Source organism: Eximiradius proteiniborus, assembly GCF_058546985.1.
Map to the genome: position 1 here is coordinate 1,456,156 of NZ_CM178592.1, position 20,496 is coordinate 1,476,651.

Consider the following 20,496-nt stretch of genomic DNA (forward strand, 5'->3'; position numbering starts at 1 on the left):
ATATATTAATGATATTTTAGTAAAATTAAGTATTTTTAAAATAATTGAAAAGTCTAAAATCTGTATGAAAAGTTTAATTATAATATTACTTCTAGTATTTTCGCTGAATTGCTATAGTCAGGGAACTGCTGGCAATACGGCTGCGTTCGAAACACGCGATATAGTCGATATGCCGACAGCCGGTGTAATTCCGAAGGGAGACTATGCGGTTGATTTAGTGTATTTCGACGGTGGCGGGCTGGCGTTTACATTCAATTATGCGCTTTGGAGAAATTTTAATATTGGCGCGGCACTTTCTGCACAAAATTTTGTTGGCTCCGGTGAAATTACTTTGCAAAATATTCCGGCAATATTGCTAAAGTATAGATTTGTCAATGAGACAATTGAAGTGCCTGCATTTGCGATAGGTCTATCCACACGTGGTGCGGGAACATATTCAAACAGTTCGAACAAATATGCGGTTTCGTCGCCGGGTGTTTTCCTTGCTTTAAGCAAAAATTTTCGCTGGGATTTGGGCTCGCTTGCCACTCACGCCGGGTTTAATTATTCATTCGAGAACGTTACAGATGATTTTTTTATTAACTATTATGCTGGAATTGAGCAATCTATTGGAAACCGGGTTGCTTTGAACGTTGAATACAATGCAGGCGCGTTCGAATGGAAAGCCGGGAGAACAAAAGGAAAGGGCTTTTTGAATGCATCTTTGCGTTATTCGCTTGGTTATGGGTTTACTCTTCAGTTTCAATTCCGGGATCTGTTGAATAATTTCAAAAATTCGGATGAGATTACAAGATATTTTGGGATTGAGTGGGTAGGAAAACACTGATGGATGCCGAAGACTTACATAATTATTGCCTTGGGTTGCCAAATGTAACTTTCGATTTTCCATTCGATGAGGACACAATTTGTTATAGAATTTGCAACAAAATTTTTGCACTTGCATCGCTCGAGAGAGTGCCGCTAAGGGTAAATCTAAAATGTTCGCCAGATATTATTGATGAATTACGAGAGAAATTCAGTTGCATACAACCGGGCTACCATATGAACAAACGCAATTGGAACACGGTTGTTTTTGATGGGGCATTATCTTATTCGGCATTAGGAACTTTAATTCAGCACTCTTTTGCAATGACTTTCCGTTCCATTCCAAAAAAGCAACAGGCAATTGCAGCAGAGCAATCACCTGAAATTCTTGAAATTATAGATAATTATTCGAGAATAGATTTGGGCAAATTACGCTAAAATTGGATTGGCAAGCCAGTTTTAAGAGATTCGACAGCGTAGAAAGTTGCTTCGGTAGTTTTTATTATTTCTTCAGTTGAGATAGGGCTTGGTTTTCCGGAACGAACAGCATCAATAAAGGCACGAACTTCTTCGGCAATACCTTTTTTCCCATCAAATTTTAATGATTGATGTTTTTGGCTGTATAAATCAAGCGTCGTGAAATTGTTCATTATGGCTGACTTGCGTTCACAATGAACTTCGCAATATTCTTTTTCGAGCAAGCTACTTCCATTTGCAAAATATACTATATTAGCAATAGAACCATCGCTAAATTTTAGGTTAATAGAAACATTATCAGGATTTGGCATCTGCGAATTATCGGAAGAAACGCTTGTAGCAAACACGCTTATTGGCAAAGCATCTGTAAGAAACACAGCACAATCAACAAAATGGCAAACTTCACCGATAATTCTACCGCCTTGCTCAGGAGAATGAATCCAATGAGTGGATGGAATAAATCCTGCATTAATTCTGTAATTAATAACCATTTTACCTTGACGGTTGGCAAAAAATTCTTTCATTTTTGCAAATGGAGCAGAGAAACGCCTGTTGAATCCAACCATAAGTCTGGACTGACTGCTCGCAATAGCTTCTTTTATGCTATCGAGTTGCTCGAAACTTACAGCAAGAGGTTTTTCGACAAAGACGTTTTTCCCGGAACGAAGCCCTTCGACAACATAGTGCGAGTGGCTATCGTGGCGAGAAGCAATAAATAAAGTATTTATTCTTGTATCATTTGCAATTTCATCAGAATTTGTGGAAGCTTGAGCAAATCCGAAACGTTCAGCGACACTTTTGGCATTAACAGCAGTGGAGGTGGAAACACTCAAAAAGCCAACATTGCAATTTTTCAGAGCAGGCAGTAAATTATTTTGGGCAAAATTGCCAGCTCCAATAAACCCAATATTTATATTATTTTCTTGTTTGAATTCAGATTGTTTAACAATAACTGTGCTTTCAGGCTTTGAATTTTCGTTGTAGCGAAGAAGTATGCCAAGATAGCGTTCGTTGGTTTTTCCGGTGATTAAATCGTAAGCCCGGACTGCATCAGTAATTGAGAAAGTATGGGTAGTAAGAGCGCGGCAGTCTAATTTTCCTTCTGCAATTAACTGTAAGAAAGCCATCATATTACGGTTTTCTGTCCAGCGAACATAAGCAAAAGGATAATCCTGCCCGTATTCCTCGTAATAAGGATCGTAGCGACCGGGTCCATAACTGCAAGAAATACGGTAATCAATTTCTTTTGTGTAGAAAAGGCTTCGAGAAATATTCATTCCAACTGCACCAACGACAACGATTTTGCCACGCTTACGGCAAATATTCAAAGCTAATTCAGTAGGTTCATTTGAACTTGTGCTCGCGGTGATAATAACGCTATCAACACCGAAGCCATTAGTAAATGAATTCACAGTATTAATAACATCCGGGGAATTCTTAGAATTCAGGAGCAAGTCGCAACCGAATTTCTTAGCATAATCAAAAGTGTCGGGATTAATATCCATACCCACAACACGGCAGCCAGCAGCTTTCAAAAGCTGAACAGTAATCTGACCGAGCAAACCGAGCCCAACAACTGCAACTGTTTCACCAAGAACAGGTTCGGCTTGACGAAAACCCTGCATAGCAATAGCACCAAGCGTAGTGTAGGCAGCATCTTCGAAAGAAACGCCTTCGGGAATACGAACGACTAAATTTTTTGGCACTGCCACAAATTCAGCGTGAACAGCATAGCCAGCCCCAGCAGCAGCAACTTTATCGCCGGGAGAGAAGCCATCGACATCGCTTTCGACGACAACACCAGAAACTGAATAACCAAGAGATTTATATGAATCGAGTTTGTTTAAAACTTTGCCAATTGTTGTGCGAAGCCCGTCACGCTTAACCATATTAAGCACCTGCCGAACCTGCTCTGGTTGCTTTCGGGCACGTGAAAGCAAACTTGATCGAGTATTTTCGACTGAGGTTCTTTCAGTGCCTGCACTTATCAAGCTAAAACGTGTTTGGATAAGAACTCCACCAACTGGACATTGCGGCGAAGGAAGTTCGGCAATTTCTAATCGCCCATCTTTTTGATATTGAACAACTTGTAACATATTTCGAAATTAATATTAAGAATAAACACAAAAATAAGAAAGTTCGCAAACATTCTTATGCGAAAAATAATGTTTTTGCTAATCAATTGATTAATACGCATTTCGAGAATTTGTTGAATTTATTAGAAGCAAGTAATTGAATTAAATCGAAGCAAAAGTATGTGGAAATGAATATTTTTTGTAAATGAAACAATATGAAATATTTATCAAAAAGCAATAAATATAATTAGTAAGTTTGCGTCAAATAATATAGTATGAAAAGATATAATTACATAGGGATACTGATTTTTCTGCTTTTCTGTTTTGTTCAGGAGGGTAAATCAGACATAATCAAAATAAGCGTTGAGGGTGGTATTTCTCCTGCAACAACGCTATACATAAAAAATTCTATTGAATATGCAGAAGAAAAAAAAGCAGAAGCATTGATTATCAAGCTAAATACTCCCGGCGGATTGCTTGATGCAACGCGCGATATAGTGCAGGAAATTATGGGGGCAAATGTTCCGGTAGTTGTATGGATTGCTCCATCTGGAGCGAGAGCTGGTTCGGCAGGTGTGTTTATTACGCTTGCGGCACATATTGCCGCGATGGCGTCGGGCACAAACATTGGGGCGGCACATCCGGTAGGAATGGGTGGCGAAAAAATTGATTCGACGATGAACGAAAAGATAACAAACGACGCGGCTGCATTCATTCGTTCAATTGCAAATGAACGCAATAAGAACATAGACTGGGCTGAACGAACTGTGCGCGAAAGCATATCAGCAACAGAGAAAGAAGCGTTGCTCGCTGGTGCAATTGATTTTATTGCTCCAAATATTGATAGTTTGCTTGCGTTAATAGATGGATTTGAAGTCAAGATTGCAACCGGAAAGAAAATTATTTCAACAAAAGGAGAAAAAGTAGTAGAACGGCAGATGACGTGGCGGGAAAACCTTCTATTCTGGCTGGCAAATCCCAATATTGCTTACATTTTGCTGATGATTGGTATATATGGGCTGCTTTTTGAATTCTGGAGTCCCGGGGCAATGTTTCCCGGCATATTAGGTGCGATATCGCTTATGATAGCACTGTACGCAATGCAAATGTTGCCAATAAATTATGCCGGGATAGGATTAATCTTAATTGCAATTATCCTGTTTATTCTCGAAATTAAAGTGGTGAGTTATGGTTTGCTCACTATTGCGGGAATTTTGTCGCTGGCAATTGGTTCAATTATGTTAATAGATGCACCAAATGAAATTATGGATATTTCTATGAACCTGATAATTACGGTTGTGATAATTACAACATTGCTGTTCCTTGTTCTAATTGTTTTCGGTATTAAAGCACAAACCCGCCGGGCAGTAACAGGCGATTTGGCTTTAATCGGACTACGAGGCACAGCTATAACAGACATTTCTCCGACGCAAAAAGGACAAGTGAAGGTCTCTGGTGAGATTTGGAAAGCGGTATCTGATGAGGAAATAAAAGAAGGAGAGGAAATTGTCGTGCAAAATGTTCAGAACTTTGAGCTAAAAGTGCGCAAATACATTGCGTGATATTTTTTTGCCAACTATTTGCCCAATATTATTTTCTTTATATATTTCAGTAATATAGGCAAAAGCGTCTACCTGATCATCGTGTTTGCCTTCGGGAAATTGAGTGAGTTCTTGTTCGAAATCATTTAACCAATCAGCATAATCAGGGAAGAAGATACGACCGGCTTCGAGCATTGCTGCTATGGGAATAGCACGGGTGAACTTATCGGTGTAGGGCTTTATTTCCTTTACAGGGATGCCAATAGCAGATGCCTGATGAACCAATGCAGATTGATATTGGATTGCTTCGATGCCCCAAAGCCGAACGTTGTATTTTATTGATAAATTTTTTATTATTTCAACGTGTTTTGTTGGAAGGCAACGAACACGGAAAACTTCTCTAATCAGTATTGAATTATCACAAGTAACCGAAAAGACCAAGAAAACGCTCCAATCAGCATTATGGCTGGTGGAAACGGCTAAATCGGCGGTTGCAAAATTTATACATTCTGTTAAATTGACGGAGTGTCCATCAACAAGAGCGTAGCTATCAGTTTGCTTGTAGTATTTGAAATGCTCGCGTTTGAAAAGAGAATTAGCTTTGTCGGATGGCTCCTGTTGGTAAAGAGCACTGAACCAGTATGAACCGATTTGTTTTTTAATTTTCTCTAAAGTGTCAATAGGAAAGCGTTCTTCCCAGAGCACTTCGCCCGGACTTCTTCCGAGTGGGTCTGCAATAGTTGCAATAGCTGGGATTTTCACTAATTGCCATTCATTAGAATAATTTTCGAGCAGACGTCCTACTAAATCTTGTTTATGCCAGCGCGTCATTATGATAATGCAAGAACCACCGGGCTCGATACGGGTGTATGCAGTGGATGCAAACCAATCCCAGATATTTTGCCGGATAGTTTCGCTATTGGCTTCTTCGGCGTTTTTGACAGGGTCGTCGATTATTAGTAAATCTGCACCTTTTCCGGTGAGTGCACCACCGGCACCAGCCGTCATCATTGAACTTGTGTTCGAAAGCTCGAAGTAGTTTGAGGCAGACGCTCCTTTTTCAACAGAAACGTTGAAATATTTGCCGAAGTTTTCAATCAAATCCCGCACTTTGCGTCCCCAGTATGCGGCAAAATTGGCTTCATAAGAGGCAAGAAGCAATCTTTTCCCGCTAAATGTGGTCAAATACCAGAGCGGAAAATACTTCGAGATAAGTTCGCTTTTGCCGTGCCGAGGTGGCAAGCAGACAATTATCCGATGACTTCTGCTGAAGCTCATACGATAAAGAATATTGTCTATAAATTTAATATGAGGTGGGATTTGATAAACCCCATTGGTAATGATTTTTGCTAAAACAGCCGGCGAAAGAGCATATTTTTTGATTTTTCTCATACTCAAATCGTTTTTCGTCTAAAATCGGATAAATACGGGAACAGGCTAAATAATTTATTTTAGAATTAGTTAAAAATGGGATTGTGAAAAAGTAAAAAATGAAAGAGGAGTGTTGGAGGAAGTGGTGGAAGAACATTCACAGTATAAAAGAATTTTTGCGAAGCAAAAATTTGGGTGTACGTTAGCGAACCTATTATGCTGTGTTAGTCGTGGTTGGTATTTTTATTATTTGAAGTTTGAAAAATAATCATCTATTTCCTGTCTCAATTCTATGCCCACTCTTTCAAAACAATTCAACAGGTCTAAATAAGCTCCTTCTCCTCCGAGAAAATCCCAAAATTCTTCTGCAACCTTTAATTCATTATCTAAATCCAGCATTCCTTTTAGCGTCCATCTTTCATAAGGTTCTGGTTCATAAGGATTGTAAGGAATAGCAATATATGAGTTGATATTTGCATCTGGATTTTCTGATAAATAAATTGCTACCCACTCTAATAGTGTTCTCTTAAAATCTTTGAAATTGCTAATATTTGGTTTAGCAGTTTTTAAATCGAATAAATGAATAGCTCCATCATTGCTTTTGACAAACAAATCTACTTTTACTGTCTTTAATTTATTCATTTTGCCTTGCTTACAGACATTTCTTATCCTTTCAATTTCATCTTTTTTATTTGGATTGCCTCCAATTGTCAGTTCGTTAATAATGTGTTGAATTTCATTTTGTGCTTGTTCGCTTATTGTATCACCTACTACAAATTGCTTTTTGGCAACAGGAAATTTCAAACTTGCCAATGTTTCAGCAACAGGTTCAAAAATGGATGTTCCGAAAGTCGTATTCAAAGAATGAATAAAAGAGAACAATGCCATTCTATCCCTACCAAGTTAACGGTAGTGAAAGGGCATATTATTGCTTTCTGGTTTGCGGCTTGGCGTAGTGGCGGATTATTAGCACTAAAGTCCAATCAAAGAACTGCACTCAAACCTACCACAAAGCTGTCATACGAAGCACTGTACCCGTCATTATGCCAAACCGCTGTTGTGCGTTCGGTGTTATTCTTTCGTTCTGATTGTCTGTTTGTTGTGCGTTGGAACAGACACACTCTTTGCCAAGTTTTGGCTTGTGGGTTGGCTGATGCAGCTTGGCAATGTGTGTGTCTGTTTAATATTGGCAATATTTGTTTTTAAAAATGTCGTTTATTTCAACCAATAAACTCTTGTCTGGCGATTTGTTTATAGCTGTTTCCCTATATTTCTTATAAAGCTCTATGATTTTATTTTCGGTTTTCTTGTCGAGCAAAGTCAGGTCAAGCATCATAGCTTTGTTAAGGTCGTTAGGCTCAAATTTTTGAAGTCCGTCTCCATATTCCCTACGGTTGTCTTCAAACATCTCTCTTGCTACATCTGTCAAAAGATATGCAAACAAAATGTTTACATTAACATTGTCGGACAAGCTGTTTTGAACTGGATAAACACAATGGAATGTTGTTAAATTTGAAATGTTTGCTTCATTTTTTATGAATTTAAGTCCACTTCTGTTAAAAACAGAAACCCAAATTGGAGATGGCGGACGATTTTCTAAAGAATACCAAGGAGTTCTACAAGCTGTAAGATACTTTTTGTTAACCCCTAATCTTTCTCCAAGTTCAATATATTTTAAAACATTTTCATCATTAGAACCTATTGCGTTCAATAGGAATGCTTGTCTATCACTATTAACTAATGAATTGAAATCATCTTTCGTAAAAAAATTACCTTTCACATCAACGGCTTTGCATATGCAGGGAAGTAAATGCTTTTCATTAATCCCATATTGGTCTGCTTTAGATTTAGAAAATATGAAATATTCATTTGCACCTGTGGCTATTCCACGAACCACTTTGGCAACACTTGAAAATGAAATCAAGTTTTTATATCTAATTCCGTTTTGTTGTTGGTAATATTTACGCCACTTTAATTCTGGCTCAAGGTCGTTAATGTTAAAAGTTGATGCGTCACTATTGATAAACGGATACAGTGAAATGTAACTTCTAATTTGCTCTAAATCATCAACCTTTTTAATAGACGAAAACTTTACTTTCTGATTGTGGTTGTCATTTGAACATAACAGAATACACGCAGTTGTCAAAGCATCATCAAAAACATTTTCTTCAAAATCGAAAACAACAATATGCCTTAAAACCTTATTTTTAATTAGTGCCGATTTTACAAGTTTACCATAGTCTGAGTTTAAAAATTCCGATGGTACGATATAGGCAAGTCTGCCATTTGAATTAAGTTGGTAAATAGATTTTAATAAAAAAAGTGTATAAAGATTTGTAAATCCAGTGAGTTTTATCTTTAAACGATTCTCAAATTCTTTTAAAATTGCTTTATTATCATAATCATGAAACTTAAAATATGGTGGATTGCAAATAATGCCATCATAATTGTTGTTCCAATCATTGAACATATAATCTTCTAAATGTAAATTAACATTAGGAGTATTGTTGAAAATTTCTTTTGCTTTTGTAAAAATTCTTTCATCAATTTCAAAACCCTTTATTGATAAGTCAGTTTTTTTTCTTAGTAACGCTCTCGAGAAAATCCCAAGACCGAATGCTGGTTCTAAAACTGTTTTCAGATTATAATTACCCAACAACCACTCTGCCATTAAGGCTGCTAATTGGTATGGAGTAAAGAATTGAGCAAATTTTTTCCTATGTTCTAAAGGAACCAATTTAGAGTAGTCTTTCTCAAGTTGATTATCTGTCAGTATGTCTTTAACTTCAATCATTAGAATTTTTTGCTATCTATTCCGAGTAGATTAATCAGATTGTTAACATCAAGATATGCTGTTCCTCCTTTGAAAGTCACATAAAACAAAAGTCTGCCCCTATCCATTTCTTTTCTAACGCTTTCGTGAGTAGGTTCTTCAACTTTTGATGCAATAAGTACTCCCGATTTTGAGTTTATTTTGATAGTAGTTTTGTTTTGATTTTTAGTGTCTGATTCAACTGAGAAAATCGTACCTTCGTTGTTGGAATCTGAAATAATTGTGAGAATTTGCTCGAATGAAATTCCGTAAACTTTGTCAAAGAAAACTTGAAAGTAAAAATGAGGAACATTGAAAGTTTCAATCCATTTGTAAACAACTTTGATGTCTTCAACTTTTGGGGTAATAGAAAGATAGTCCCGTTTCTGTATTTCCTTTATGGCATCTTTGAGTTTTTTAAAGTGTTCTTTTAATTCCGTAAGTCGTTCAGTTGAACTCCAGCTTGGAACTCTGAAATCTGTCACCGCCAAAGTCTTTGGTGTAATACTTTGAAGTAAATCAATATATGCTTGCCTTGTAGGGTGATTTAATTCGTTCATAAATTCTTTAAGAATTAATTCTTTTGTCTGCAATGCAATTTGACTAAATTTTTCAGTCCTTTTTTGCATTGCTTCTTCGTATTTGTCAATTAAGAAAGAACTTGATCTTACTTCAATTCCTGCTATTGCTTTTTTAACATATTCAGTAATGGTATGATGTGGAATCTGGCTTATATCATTCCCAAAATCTTTTTTGAAATCCTCTTTTCTGAAAATTAGTAAGTCAGGTCTTTTCCCTATTGTATCAAGTTCGTCCTGAAAATCTTGGTAAAACGCATCAAAACCATCTTCTCCCGCTACTAAGTCATCTGACTTGCCATATTTGATTGCGACAAAGTTCTTTAAAGTTTCGTTTATAGCTCTGAATAACAAATTTTCAGCCCAATCCCCTTGCTCCTTGTTGGTAATGAAGTTTGAAGATGCTTGAGTAGGTGTTCTTGCAGGGTCTCGTGGAATCGAAAAGTCTACCAAAGTTGTTGGAACTTTTTTGGTTAATTCTCTTATTTTATCGTAATAAGTCATATTTAATTCTTGATCTACAAAGTTATTTTTTTAATTCTAGTTGTCGTATGTATGTTGGCAAAAATGGTTCTTTTGGTTTTTCATCGTTGAGCTGTATATCGGCAAAAACCAAATTTACCATTTACAGGTCGAATGTCTTTTTACATTGACGAACAACTGATTTATATGTTGAAAATTTATTTCTTAAACTTTCTTTGATTGTATTTTCAATCTTTTGTATTTGTTCATCTTTAAGTGCCATATCTCATTTTTCCTTTAAGTGAAATATTGTTTCGGTATAAGGTGTATCTCTGTCTTTCTCTACTCTATTAAGCACAGGTCTCTTGAATTGATTGACAATTTTCATTCCAGCCAATTCAGCGATTTTGGGATAAAGATTAAACTTATCGTTGGCAACTAAAAATATGTCATAATCTTTTTGAAGATATTTTTTGCAATTCACAAGAACTTCTGCAATGCCTATAGCATAGGAATTTCGTTGTTCTTCTTTTTTACCCTTGAATAGAGGACCTATTTCTAAATCGTCTCTTCGTTCAAATCCAAATATCTCGTACGCGTAGGCATGTTGTTCGTGATAATCAATAAGTCCAACATAGGGTGGACTTGAGAAAATTCCTTTTATTTTCTGTTTTAATAACATTTCTGCAAATTCAGTGTTTGTCTTTTTAATTTCTTCATAAATATCTATTCTCCTGCTATCCCCTGTTAAACAAACCTGAAAAGTGTTAGTTCTTAGCTTATCAAATTGTTTGAGCCGATTAAGCGTATCTATTGTATAGAATTCCCACCATTTAGAAATAGAAAATATTGGTTTACAAATTTTTCCATGTTTTTTGCAATAGTATGTTGCAGTAACAGGTTCTTTTAATGTTGCCAAATCTGCATGTGTTGTCGCTCTGCAAGAGCGAACGGTTCTACTCAAAATGAGGCTTAAAACATTCTTTACATCTATGTTATCTATTGTTTTTATTTCCTGTGCTATAAAATCTATTTCTCTTCTCACAGGGTCTATAAACCACTTATCTAAAAAGGTTTCGTCCCTATCTTGCCTTATTTTAATATTGTATTTTTCTATTAACGCCTGATAAACAGGGTAAAATTCTTTTTCCTTCTCTTTTGCATAATCTTTTTCATTTATTGTTTTATTTGCAATATTTCTTCTATACTCCGGGGAAGGGAAATTTTTTTCATTGAATTTTGAAAGTTCTATCTGCAAATTTTCTTCAAAAGCAATATTGTTTTTAGTATTCTGAAATTCTTTTAGTCTGAAATTCAATTTATGGATTGCGTCCTCAATTAAAGTCAGATTATGCTTTTCTACTTTAACATTAGAAATCAGTACATTAAAAGAAGAGACATCTATTCCAATGGAATGTATTCCCAATTCATTTGCTTGAACCAATGTTGTTTCGCTTCCACAAAAAGGATCTAATACTATATCGCCTTTACGAAAGTAAATATCCTTTTTAAACTCATCAGTGTGAGAATCAAGAAAATATTCTACTAACTGTGGAATAAATTTACCTTTGTAAGGGTGTAGCCTGTGGACATGTTTTGTTCGTTCTGATTCCTTATATTGAACAAAGGAAAGATGCCAATCAATATCCTCTTCTAATTTTTCTTTCCACTGCTTTTCTTTAGAACAAGAATCATAATAATCTTTTAATTCATCTATATTTACAAAAGGATTTCCGTTATTTCCATACTTCTTTATTCTTCCATATTGTAGCAGGTATGATATATTTGAAATTGTAACTTTGCGATTTAAATATTGAGAAGCCCAGTCGCAAGCCTCTTTTAAATTAACCAATTTATCATCTTCGTCTGAATATAAAGTAAGTTGCCCCATTGATTAACTTCCCCTTTTTACTTTTTCAAATTTATTTCTGCCAATGATATAATAATATTCCTTTTCAAATGAGTGATTGCGACTAACTTTTTGTTTGTCGCAATCGGTATAAATTCCTCAAATATAATAATTTTTTTTTCAATTTTTTAATAATTATCTTTGTAAACATTTTAAGTTGTATGAAAAAAATATTAATGGTACAACTTAAAAATTTATATTAAGAATAATTTGGAGTAAAGCAATGAAAATCTTGGTGTCTGATGGTATCGAAAAAATTGGAGCTGATATGTTGAAATCAGCTGGCTTCGAAGTAGTCGAGCAAAAATTAACACCAGAGGAATTACTCAAAGAAATTGAGAAATACGATGCAATAATTGTTCGCTCCGCAACAAAAGTAACCAAGGAAGTAATAGAAGCAGGAAAAAATCTGAAAGCAATTGCCCGCGGAGGAGTTGGACTGGATAATATTGATGTAGCATATGCAAAATCTAAAGGAATACCGGTGCTGAACACACCCGGCGCTTCTTCAATTTCGGTGGCAGAACTTGCAATTGCTCATATGTTTGCAGTGTGCCGCTTCCTTAATCAAAGCAATATTGAAATGCGTCAAGGCAAATGGCCCAAGAAAGAATATTCAAAAGGAATTGAACTTACAGGCAAAACTCTTGGTTTGCTTGGCTTCGGTAATATCGGCAAAGAAGTTGCCAAAAGAGCAATTGGACTTGGAATGACAGTAATAGCTCACGACCCATTTGTTACTCAAACTGATTTGAATGTCCGACTTGTAAGCAAAGAAGAAGTAATAAAGCAATCTGATATAATTTCATTGCATATGCCACTAATCAAAGGGGAAGGTCCCGCAGTAGGTGAAAAAGAAATTGAAATGATGAAGGAAGGTGTAATAATAATCAATTGTGCACGTGGCGGAGTTGTTTCCGAAAAAGCATTGCTCGAAGGCTTGAACTCCGGCAAAGTAGCAGCTGCCGGAATAGATGTGTTCGAAAACGAACCACCAACAGAAGCACAGGCAGCGCTTATCAATCATCCAAGAGTGTCTGTTACACCACATATTGGCGCTTCCACAGTAGAAGCACAAAACAGAGTTGGCGAAGAAATCGCTCAAAAAGTTATTGATGTTTTGAAAAAATAATTGTTAATATAATTTAGGTAGAAAAAATGGCTGTATTCCGTCCTTTTAAAGCATTCAGACCCAAACCGGAACTTGCTGCCGAAGTAGCAGCAAAGCCCTATGATGTGCTAAATTCTGACGAAGCAAGAGAAGAAGCAAAAGGGCACCCGCTTTCTTTTCTTCACGTAGGGAAACCCGAGATTGATTTAGATCCATCAATTGATTTATACGACCCACGCGTTTATGAAAAAGGTAAAGAAAACTTACAAAAATTGATACGCGATGGTGTGTTGGTAGAAGATAGCGAACCTTTTTATTATATTTATGCTCAAACTATGTTCGATAGAACGCAGTACGGGCTGGTTGGGTGTGCTTCGGTTGATGACTACTGGAATGATGTAATTTTGAAACACGAGAAAACACGTAAAGATAAAGAAGAAGACCGTTGCCAGCACGTCCGCGTTACTAACGCACACACCGGACCAATTTTCCTTACTTACAAAGACAAAGCAGAAATCGATGAAATAGTTAATAGATATATCGAACAGAAGCCTAACACAGATATTATCACTGTTGATGGTATTCGCCATCAGGTGTGGGTAATATCGGATAAGAACGATATTGCGAAAATTCGCGAACTGCTCGCTGGTGTTGATAAATTCTATGTTGCAGATGGACACCACCGTTCGGCTGCGGCAGCAATTGTTGGACGTGAGCGTCAGCAAGCCAATCCAAATCATACAGGTGAAGAAGAATATAATTTCTTCCTTGCTGTGCTATTCCCGGCAAGCCATTTATACATTATGGACTACAACCGCCTTGTAAAAGATTTGAACGGACATTCGAAAGAGGAATTTCTTGCGAAACTCGAAGATTTGTTTGTAATTAACAAGGTGGAAGGACAATTTGCTCCGAAGAAAAAAGGACAAATCGGAATGTATCTCGATGGGCAATGGTATAGCCTTGATGCAAAAGACAAGCTGTTCCATCCGGAAGATCCCGTTGAAAATCTTGACGTTTCGATTTTGCAACATCAGGTATTAGATCCGATTTTAGGAATTGACGACCCACGCACAAGCAAACGCATTGATTTTGTCGGTGGAATTCGTGGGCTTGGCGAGTTGGAACGTCGGGTAAATTCAGGCGAAATGGCGGTAGCTTTCTCAATGTATCCAACTTCGATAGAGGAACTGATGGCTATTGCTGATGCCGGCAAAATTATGCCTCCGAAATCGACCTGGTTCGAGCCTAAATTGCGAGATGGCTTATTCGTGCATTTCTTAGATTAAAGCAAAAGCCGAAATATATTTAAAGAGGTTGCCCCGCAAAGGCAACCTTTTTTTATTCAGATATTGATAATTAGTAAGATTATACTTTGACTGTATTTTCTTTGCGTAACTGCTGCAACTTTTCGAAAAGAGATTTTTCTTCGTCAGTAAGATTTTTTGGAACTTTAATCTGAACGTTGAGAAATAGATCTCCGCGGTTGCCTTCAGAATTGTATTTTGGCATACCCAGTCCTTTAAGTTTAAGGATTTTGCCGGAACTTGTTCCGGGCGGGATAGTAACTTTAACCATACCGCTGAAAGTTTTAATTTTTGCTGAACCACCCAAAACAGCAGTGAATAAATCAACAGGCAAATCCAAATACAGGTCGTCGCCGCGACGCTCAACTTTGTTGTGTGGCAAAACTTTCACTTTAACAATCAAATCGCCTTTCTGCCCACCATAATTACCGTCGGAGCCCTGCCCGGAAATTTTCATCACCTGTCCGTCGGCAATGCCGGGCTTAAATTTCACCTCAATTTTTTTTCCGTTTGCTTGTATTTGCCGGGTTGTTCCGCTGAATGCTTCTGCTAATGTTAATTCGACTTCAACTTCAATATCTTCGCCCCGTTGAGGAGGATACTTGAAGCCCTGACGCGAAGAAAAGCCCGAACCAAATATTCGTTCGAAGAAGTCGGACAGCCCGCCACCAGAGGAGAAAAAGTCTCCAACAGTCTGGTAGGTAGAGCGTGAGCGGCGTCCGGCAGATTGCTGAGCTTCGGCAAACCAGCTTGCCCAATCAAAATCGTCGTTCGAACCGCCAGTTTGACGGTGGCGATTGAAGGAGTTATTTAAGTTATCATACTTCCGGCGTTTTTCAGGGTCCGAAAGCACCTGATAAGCTTCGGAAATTTCTTTAAATTTGTTTTCGGCATTAGGGTCAGATTTATTAGAATCAGGATGATACTGACGAGCAAGTTTGCGATATGCTTGCTTGATTTCGTCGGCAGTTGCCTGCTTATCAACACCTAATATTTTATAATAATCTTTAAATTCCACTAAAATCACCTCCTTGTGTTTTTATTCAATAAGTATTTTGCCAGTCATTTCTTGTGGAATAGGAAGTCCCATAATATTGAGAACAGTTGGAGCGACATCGGCTAAAATACCATCCTTTGCTATTTTATATTCATCAGAAACGACGATAAACGGAACAGGATTGAGAGAATGAGCTGTATTTGGCGAACCATCCGGATTTTTTGCATAATCTGCGTTTCCGTGGTCAGCAAGAATAAGCACAGTATAGTCATTTTTTCGAGCAGTTTCAACAACTTCACTCAAACATACATCTACCGCTTCGACAGCTTTGCGAATTGCTTCGTAAACACCCGTATGCCCTACCATATCGCCATTTGCAAAATTCAAGCAAATAAAATCGTATTTCTGTGTGTTAAGTTGTTCGACAAGTGCATCTTTCACCTCGAACGCACTCATTTCGGGCTTCAAATCGTAAGTAGGAACCTTTGGCGAATGAATTAGTATTCTGTCTTCGTTTTCGAATACTTCCTCCCGCCCACCTGAAAAGAAAAATGTAACGTGAGCGTATTTTTCAGTTTCGGCAATTCTCAGCTGTCGCAATCCTGCTTTGGAGACGACTTCGCCAAGTGTATTCGATACATTTTCTTTGTCATAGATAACGTGAACATTTTGGAAAGTGTCGTCGTAGCGCGTCATAGTAAGGTAATATAAATCAATTGTATGCATATCAAATTCGTGCATATCTTTTTGAGTGAGAACAATTGTAATTTCGCGAAGTCTGTCTGTCCGGAAATTGAAACAGATAAATACATCACCTTCCTGAACCACCGCAAGAGGTTTGCCGTTGTCATCGACGCAAACTATTGGCTTGATAAACTCATCAGTAATACCTTCGTCGTATGATTCCTGAATAGCTTTGAGAATATCGGTTGTGGGTTTGCCAATTCCTTTAGTAATCAAATCGTAGCCTTGTTTGACACGTTCCCAGCGTTTATCCCTGTCCATTGTATAATAACGCCCGCAGAGCGAAGCAATTTTTCCGTTGGAATGTTCGAGATGCTCGAGCAAATTTTTTACAAAGCCGTAGCCACTTCGAGGGTCGGTATCTCTGCCATCGGTTAATGCGTGAATGAAAACACGTTCTAAACCGAAGTCTTTGGTCATATCGCACAATTTGTAAAGATGCTTGTCGAGAGAATGAACCCCACCATCGGAGACAAGCCCGAGAAAATGAACAGCCTTGTTGTTTTCCTTTGCATACTTAAATGCTTCGACAAGAACAGGGTTTTTGTCGATTTTACCTTCGCGGATTTCTTTGTTAATTTTCACTAAGTCCTGATAAACAATACGCCCGGCTCCAATATTCAGGTGTCCAACTTCGGAATTGCCCATTTGCCCATCGGGAAGTCCCACATTTTCACCACAAGTGAGCAATTTCGAGTTTGGATATGTTGCAATCAATTTATCCCAATACGGTGTGTTGGCAATACTGATAACATCGGATTGGCTTCCATCGCCAACGCCCCAACCGTCTAAAATAGTCAATAATACTTTTTTTCTCATCTTATACTCAAATTAATAATTAGTATTCAATAAGAAAAAGACGATTTTCTAAACTATTAATTTTCAATAATTATTGTTAATTTGGAAAGATTATTTAGGCAGATTTCGATGAGAATTGGGTATTTATCATATTTTAATTCCAAAGACGTTCGGGCGTGGTCTGGTTCTATCTATTTCATACGTCGTGAGCTTGAAAAAAAAGGAGTGGAGATTGTTCCAATTGATAATCTTGGAAGTGGGCTTGATGAAATATATAAAGTTAAGTCGTTATTTTATAAAGCAATAGGAAAAAATCATCATCGGATTCGTGAGCGGCGGATAATGCAAAGAGCCGCAGAAAAAGCTGCAAGGCTTATCGAAAAACAACGACCGGACGTGCTTCTAAGTCTTGGCTCGTTGGAGCTTTCGATGTTAAAATGCGATTTGCCAGCTACTTTTTGGACTGATGCTACTTTTCGTCAGCTTGTGAATTACTATCCTGAATATTCGGATTTATCGCCGACTACGTTGCGAGAAGGTGAGATTTTAGAAGAACAGAGTATTAATGGTGCTTCCCGAATGTTTTTTGCGTCTGAATGGGCTGCCGGTGGTGCAATAAACTACTATTCTGCAGATGAAAGCAAGGTGAAAGTATTACCATTTGGAGCAAATTTGTATAATCCACCAACAGAGGAAGAAGTAGCAGATTTTATTGCAAGAAAAGATTTTGATGCAATTGAGTTGCTTTTTGTTGGTGTGGCATTCGAGCGAAAGGGTGGCAATACGGCTTTGGAAATAGCTCGCAAAATTAAGCAAAAAGGTCGCAATGTGAAGCTTCATATAATCGGTTGCAATCCAGAAATTAATGAAAGCAATGATTTCGTAAAAATATACGGGTTTCTGAACAAAGCTCGTCCCGATGATATGAAAACAATTGAGGAGTTGTATCGGAAAGCACATTTTTTTGTGATGCCATCGCTTGCGGAGTGCTACGGGATAGTTTTTTGCGAGGCTAACGCTTACGGGCTACCGGTTGTAGGAGCAAATAATGGCGGTATGCCAACGATAATAAAACATAATACAAATGGTTTTTTGTTTGATTATTCGAATTATGAGCAAAGCCTTCAAGAAATTGCAGACAAATTAATTGAGATTGGAGAAAATCGAAAAGTTTACGAAGAAGCGGCAAATAAATCACGGAATGAATATAAAATGCGTTTGAATTGGGAGGTATCGGTCGGGGAATTGATAAGCGAACTAAATAAAATCAGTAAATAAAAAAGGCTGCTCGGGAAGAGCAGCCTTTTGAAAATTTAAGGACAGAATTAATCATTCATTTCGTGTGATAATTTCTTTTGACGACGAGCGGCTTTAATACGCGACATACGTTTTTCGACCGAAGGCTTCACATAAGCTGTTCTTTTTTTGAACTCGCGAAGGATACCAGAGCGCTCATATTTTTTCTTAAAGCGTTTTAAAGCGCGGTCGATATTTTCATTAGTTTGAAGAGTTACGCCTATCACTGCTATTTTTCACCTACCTTTCGCGCAGAATTAATTAAGTTCAACATATTTATGATAATTTTTCAATAAGACGTTTTTCGTTGTTCTTTTCAAATTGAACAATAATTGAATGGCCACCGTTGCTTGTAACTTCCTTTTTACGAACAATACCGACATCCTGCCACACTTCGTGATAAATCACATCGCCGATTTTATACTCGCTTTTTGGGGTGTAAGTTTTAGCGTCTTCGCGAGTAATGTGAATAACGGCTTTGGACTTATCCTGGTCCTGTTCTATTGCATCCAAATTAACAAGTTGAGAGTGGCGGCTCCGGGTGCATCTTGCCCATTGCTGGCGTCCATTTTCGGTTTCGATTGGCTCGCCGATGAGCTCGTGTTTGGTTTCTTTCATTAAAAAGGGTGAGTATAGAGTAATGTACTTAGCTCTACGAGACCTTCTTTTTATGGCCATATTAAATCTCATTATGAAAAAGAACAAAAATAATATACAAAAATACGAAAAAATTTGTTAAAAATCAAAAAACATATTATAATGCAAAATTGTATTGCATATAACAGAAAAAAATATTTTGTTTTTCGTGTTTAACTTATGAGCCCTAATTCACGTCCAACTTCAGCAAATACTTCTAAAATTTTGTCTAAATGTTCTTTTTCGTGAGAAGCCATATAAGAAGTTCTCATCATACTCATATTAGGTGGAACTCCGGGCGGAATAAACGCATTGACAAAGACGCCTTTGTCGAATAGTTTGCGCCAGAAAACGAATGCTATTTCTACTTGTCCAACGATTACAGGGACGATAGCAGTTTTGCTTTCAACAATATGGAAGCCTAATTGCTTGAAGCCCTCACGCATATAATTTGCGTTCCAGATTAATTTATCGACAAGCTCTGGTTGCTCTTCCAAAATATCAAGAGCAGCAAGGGTTGCCGCACAGGACGCAGGAGTTGGGCTGGCGCTGAAAATAATAGCAGGAGAATTATGCTTTAAGTAGTTGATTACACGTTCGGGTCCGCCGACAAATCCGCCAAGAGAAGCGAAAGTTTTCGAGAATGTTCCCATTACAAGATTTTGCTTAACATCCATTCCGAAGTAGCTGTGAGTGCCACGTCCGCCTGTGCCAATCACACCGGTTGAATGAGCGTCGTCGACAAGGACACGGGCTCCGTATTTTTCAGCAATAGCTGCTAATTCAGGGAGATTAACAATTTCACCGGTAACCGAAAACACACCATCGGTAACGATAAATTTGCCGGCATTTTCGGGAATTGATTGGAGCACTTTCTCCAAATCTTCCATATCGTTGTGTTTGTAACGTTTGAATTCGGCAAAAGCACCTTTTGCCATCATTGCACCGCTTACAATACAAGCGTGATTTTCTTTGTCTGAGATAATCACATCGCCTTTCTGGGCAATTGTAGAAATAATACCAAGGGCAGTCTGAAATCCCGTGCTGAAAAGAAGAACAGCTTCGGTTCCAAGGAATTTAGCCAGTCTTGCTTCAAGTTCGTTATGCAAATCGAGTGTCCCGGTCAGATATCGCGAGCCGGAGCAACCGGTTCCGTATTTATTAATTGCGTTGTGGGCAGCTTCCTTTACTTTTGGGTGTGCAGTAAGACCTAAATAATTGTTTGAACCAGCCATAATCATTTTTTTGCCATAGACAGAAACAACTGGTCCTTCGTTTTCTTCGATAGCGTGGAAATATGGGTATAGTCCCTGAGCTTTTACTTCATCAGCACGAGTAAAGGCAAAACATTTTTCAAAAACGTCCACAGTATGTCCTTTATGTTAGTTAATTATTTTCACAAAACATACAAAGATATGAAAAAATAAAAACTTAAAAAAGAATTAACTTACTTAACATAATATTAATTTATCAACCAAAAAGCAATTGCAATTTTTTATAATCTGTTATAAAACAACAAGATAGAATGGATACAATTCTTAAATTTAACGGAATGAGATACAAAAACTGCCCCGCACA

General features: G+C 37.5%; 17 protein-coding genes and 1 pseudogene. 7 read left to right on the forward strand and 11 right to left on the reverse strand.

The window, feature by feature from the left end:
- Positions 1-64: 64 nt before the first annotated feature.
- A complete protein-coding gene (locus ACY2LT_RS06055) occupies positions 65-826 on the forward strand; it encodes a hypothetical protein (protein ID WP_491814507.1) in 762 nt (253 codons plus the stop codon).
- Positions 808-1,242 (forward strand): MmcQ/YjbR family DNA-binding protein, encoded by a 435-nt coding sequence (locus tag ACY2LT_RS06060; protein WP_491814508.1) that lies wholly within the window; start codon positions 808-810, stop codon positions 1,240-1,242. The genes ACY2LT_RS06055 and ACY2LT_RS06060 overlap by 19 nt, the downstream gene beginning before the upstream one ends.
- On the opposite strand, the gene ACY2LT_RS06065 is transcribed toward ACY2LT_RS06060, so the two are convergent.
- On the reverse strand, positions 1,239-3,377 hold the full coding sequence (locus ACY2LT_RS06065; RefSeq protein ID WP_491814509.1) for a bi-domain-containing oxidoreductase: 2,139 nt from the start codon (positions 3,375-3,377) through the stop codon (positions 1,239-1,241). The genes ACY2LT_RS06060 and ACY2LT_RS06065 overlap by 4 nt on opposite strands.
- A 254-nt stretch (positions 3,378-3,631) precedes the next feature.
- Here ACY2LT_RS06065 and ACY2LT_RS06070 point away from each other — a divergent pair, with 254 nt between their 5' ends.
- Positions 3,632-4,918: an NfeD family protein gene (locus ACY2LT_RS06070; RefSeq protein WP_491814510.1), complete on the forward strand. Its 1,287-nt coding sequence runs from the start codon at positions 3,632-3,634 to the stop codon at positions 4,916-4,918.
- Here ACY2LT_RS06070 and terL read toward each other — a convergent pair.
- On the reverse strand, positions 4,892-6,289 hold the full coding sequence (gene terL / locus ACY2LT_RS06075; protein WP_491814511.1) for a phage terminase large subunit: 1,398 nt from the start codon (positions 6,287-6,289) through the stop codon (positions 4,892-4,894). The two genes, ACY2LT_RS06070 and terL, sit on opposite strands and share 27 nt — an antisense overlap.
- Before the next feature lie 225 nt (positions 6,290-6,514).
- Positions 6,515-7,207 (reverse strand): annotated as a pseudogene (locus tag ACY2LT_RS06080) (TdeIII family type II restriction endonuclease); the annotation flags it as partial.
- Here ACY2LT_RS06080 and ACY2LT_RS06085 point away from each other — a divergent pair.
- Complete coding sequence (locus tag ACY2LT_RS06085; protein WP_491816793.1) at positions 7,181-7,474, forward strand: hypothetical protein; 294 nt, start codon at positions 7,181-7,183, stop codon at positions 7,472-7,474. The pseudogene ACY2LT_RS06080 and the gene ACY2LT_RS06085 overlap by 27 nt on opposite strands.
- Here ACY2LT_RS06085 and ACY2LT_RS06090 read toward each other — a convergent pair.
- The 3 genes from ACY2LT_RS06090 to ACY2LT_RS06100 all read right to left on the reverse strand — a co-directional run bounded on the left by ACY2LT_RS06090 (position 7,449) and on the right by ACY2LT_RS06100 (position 12,011).
- Positions 7,449-9,062, reverse strand: coding sequence for an HsdM family class I SAM-dependent methyltransferase (locus ACY2LT_RS06090; RefSeq protein ID WP_491814513.1), 1,614 nt, complete (start codon positions 9,060-9,062; stop codon positions 7,449-7,451). The genes ACY2LT_RS06085 and ACY2LT_RS06090 overlap by 26 nt on opposite strands.
- On the reverse strand, positions 9,062-10,162 hold the full coding sequence (locus ACY2LT_RS06095) for an AccI family restriction endonuclease (RefSeq protein ID WP_491814514.1): 1,101 nt from the start codon (positions 10,160-10,162) through the stop codon (positions 9,062-9,064). The genes ACY2LT_RS06090 and ACY2LT_RS06095 overlap by 1 nt, the downstream gene beginning before the upstream one ends.
- A 244-nt stretch (positions 10,163-10,406) precedes the next feature.
- Positions 10,407-12,011 carry a DNA methyltransferase gene (locus tag ACY2LT_RS06100; RefSeq protein ID WP_491814516.1) on the reverse strand — a complete coding sequence of 535 codons (1,605 nt, stop codon included), beginning with the start codon at positions 12,009-12,011 and terminating at the stop codon, positions 10,407-10,409.
- 241 nt (positions 12,012-12,252) lie between these two features.
- Between ACY2LT_RS06100 and ACY2LT_RS06105 the strand changes: the two genes are divergently transcribed.
- Both ACY2LT_RS06105 and ACY2LT_RS06110 read left to right on the forward strand, forming a co-directional pair.
- Positions 12,253-13,161: a D-2-hydroxyacid dehydrogenase gene (locus ACY2LT_RS06105; protein WP_491814517.1), complete on the forward strand. Its 909-nt coding sequence runs from the start codon at positions 12,253-12,255 to the stop codon at positions 13,159-13,161.
- A 26-nt stretch (positions 13,162-13,187) separates the two neighbouring features.
- Complete coding sequence (locus tag ACY2LT_RS06110) at positions 13,188-14,429, forward strand: DUF1015 domain-containing protein (protein ID WP_491814518.1); 1,242 nt, start codon at positions 13,188-13,190, stop codon at positions 14,427-14,429.
- Between the two features lie 79 nt (positions 14,430-14,508).
- On the opposite strand, the gene ACY2LT_RS06115 is transcribed toward ACY2LT_RS06110, so the two are convergent.
- Both ACY2LT_RS06115 and gpmI read right to left on the reverse strand, forming a co-directional pair.
- Positions 14,509-15,465 carry a DnaJ C-terminal domain-containing protein gene (locus ACY2LT_RS06115; protein WP_491814519.1) on the reverse strand — a complete coding sequence of 319 codons (957 nt, stop codon included), beginning with the start codon at positions 15,463-15,465 and terminating at the stop codon, positions 14,509-14,511.
- A gap of 21 nt (positions 15,466-15,486) precedes the next feature.
- Positions 15,487-17,007, reverse strand: coding sequence for a 2,3-bisphosphoglycerate-independent phosphoglycerate mutase (gene gpmI / locus ACY2LT_RS06120; protein ID WP_491814521.1), 1,521 nt, complete (start codon positions 17,005-17,007; stop codon positions 15,487-15,489).
- A gap of 108 nt (positions 17,008-17,115) precedes the next feature.
- On the opposite strand from gpmI, the gene ACY2LT_RS06125 reads away from it, so the two are divergent.
- Positions 17,116-18,264, forward strand: a complete 1,149-nt coding sequence (locus tag ACY2LT_RS06125) for a glycosyltransferase family 4 protein (protein WP_491814522.1) — start codon at positions 17,116-17,118, stop codon at positions 18,262-18,264.
- A 47-nt stretch (positions 18,265-18,311) separates the two neighbouring features.
- On the opposite strand, the gene rpsU is transcribed toward ACY2LT_RS06125, so the two are convergent.
- The 3 genes from rpsU to ACY2LT_RS06140 all read right to left on the reverse strand — a co-directional run bounded on the left by rpsU (position 18,312) and on the right by ACY2LT_RS06140 (position 20,285).
- A complete protein-coding gene (gene rpsU, locus ACY2LT_RS06130) occupies positions 18,312-18,509 on the reverse strand; it encodes a 30S ribosomal protein S21 (RefSeq protein WP_491814523.1) in 198 nt (65 codons plus the stop codon).
- 49 nt (positions 18,510-18,558) lie between these two features.
- The gene (locus ACY2LT_RS06135; RefSeq protein WP_491814524.1) at positions 18,559-18,900 is read right to left on the reverse strand and encodes a hypothetical protein; all 342 of its coding nucleotides are present in this window, start codon (positions 18,898-18,900) and stop codon (positions 18,559-18,561) included.
- Between the two features lie 191 nt (positions 18,901-19,091).
- Entirely contained in the window at positions 19,092-20,285 is a 1,194-nt protein-coding gene (locus ACY2LT_RS06140; RefSeq protein WP_491814526.1) for an aminotransferase class I/II-fold pyridoxal phosphate-dependent enzyme, read from the reverse strand.
- Positions 20,286-20,496 lie beyond the last annotated feature (211 nt).

Coding starts and splice junctions, on each gene's coding strand:
- ACY2LT_RS06070 (WP_491814510.1), top strand. CDS start 3,632: ATGAAAAGATATAATTACATAGGGATACTGATTTTTCTGCTTTTCTGT.
- terL (WP_491814511.1), bottom strand. CDS start 6,289: ATGAGAAAAATCAAAAAATATGCTCTTTCGCCGGCTGTTTTAGCAAAA.
- ACY2LT_RS06055 (WP_491814507.1), top strand. CDS start 65: ATGAAAAGTTTAATTATAATATTACTTCTAGTATTTTCGCTGAATTGC.
- ACY2LT_RS06125 (WP_491814522.1), top strand. CDS start 17,116: ATGAGAATTGGGTATTTATCATATTTTAATTCCAAAGACGTTCGGGCG.
- ACY2LT_RS06105 (WP_491814517.1), top strand. CDS start 12,253: ATGAAAATCTTGGTGTCTGATGGTATCGAAAAAATTGGAGCTGATATG.
- ACY2LT_RS06110 (WP_491814518.1), top strand. CDS start 13,188: ATGGCTGTATTCCGTCCTTTTAAAGCATTCAGACCCAAACCGGAACTT.
- ACY2LT_RS06135 (WP_491814524.1), bottom strand. CDS start 18,900: ATGAAAGAAACCAAACACGAGCTCATCGGCGAGCCAATCGAAACCGAA.
- ACY2LT_RS06100 (WP_491814516.1), bottom strand. CDS start 12,011: ATGGGGCAACTTACTTTATATTCAGACGAAGATGATAAATTGGTTAAT.
- ACY2LT_RS06090 (WP_491814513.1), bottom strand. CDS start 9,062: ATGATTGAAGTTAAAGACATACTGACAGATAATCAACTTGAGAAAGAC.
- gpmI (WP_491814521.1), bottom strand. CDS start 17,007: ATGAGAAAAAAAGTATTATTGACTATTTTAGACGGTTGGGGCGTTGGC.
- ACY2LT_RS06065 (WP_491814509.1), bottom strand. CDS start 3,377: ATGTTACAAGTTGTTCAATATCAAAAAGATGGGCGATTAGAAATTGCC.
- ACY2LT_RS06095 (WP_491814514.1), bottom strand. CDS start 10,162: ATGACTTATTACGATAAAATAAGAGAATTAACCAAAAAAGTTCCAACA.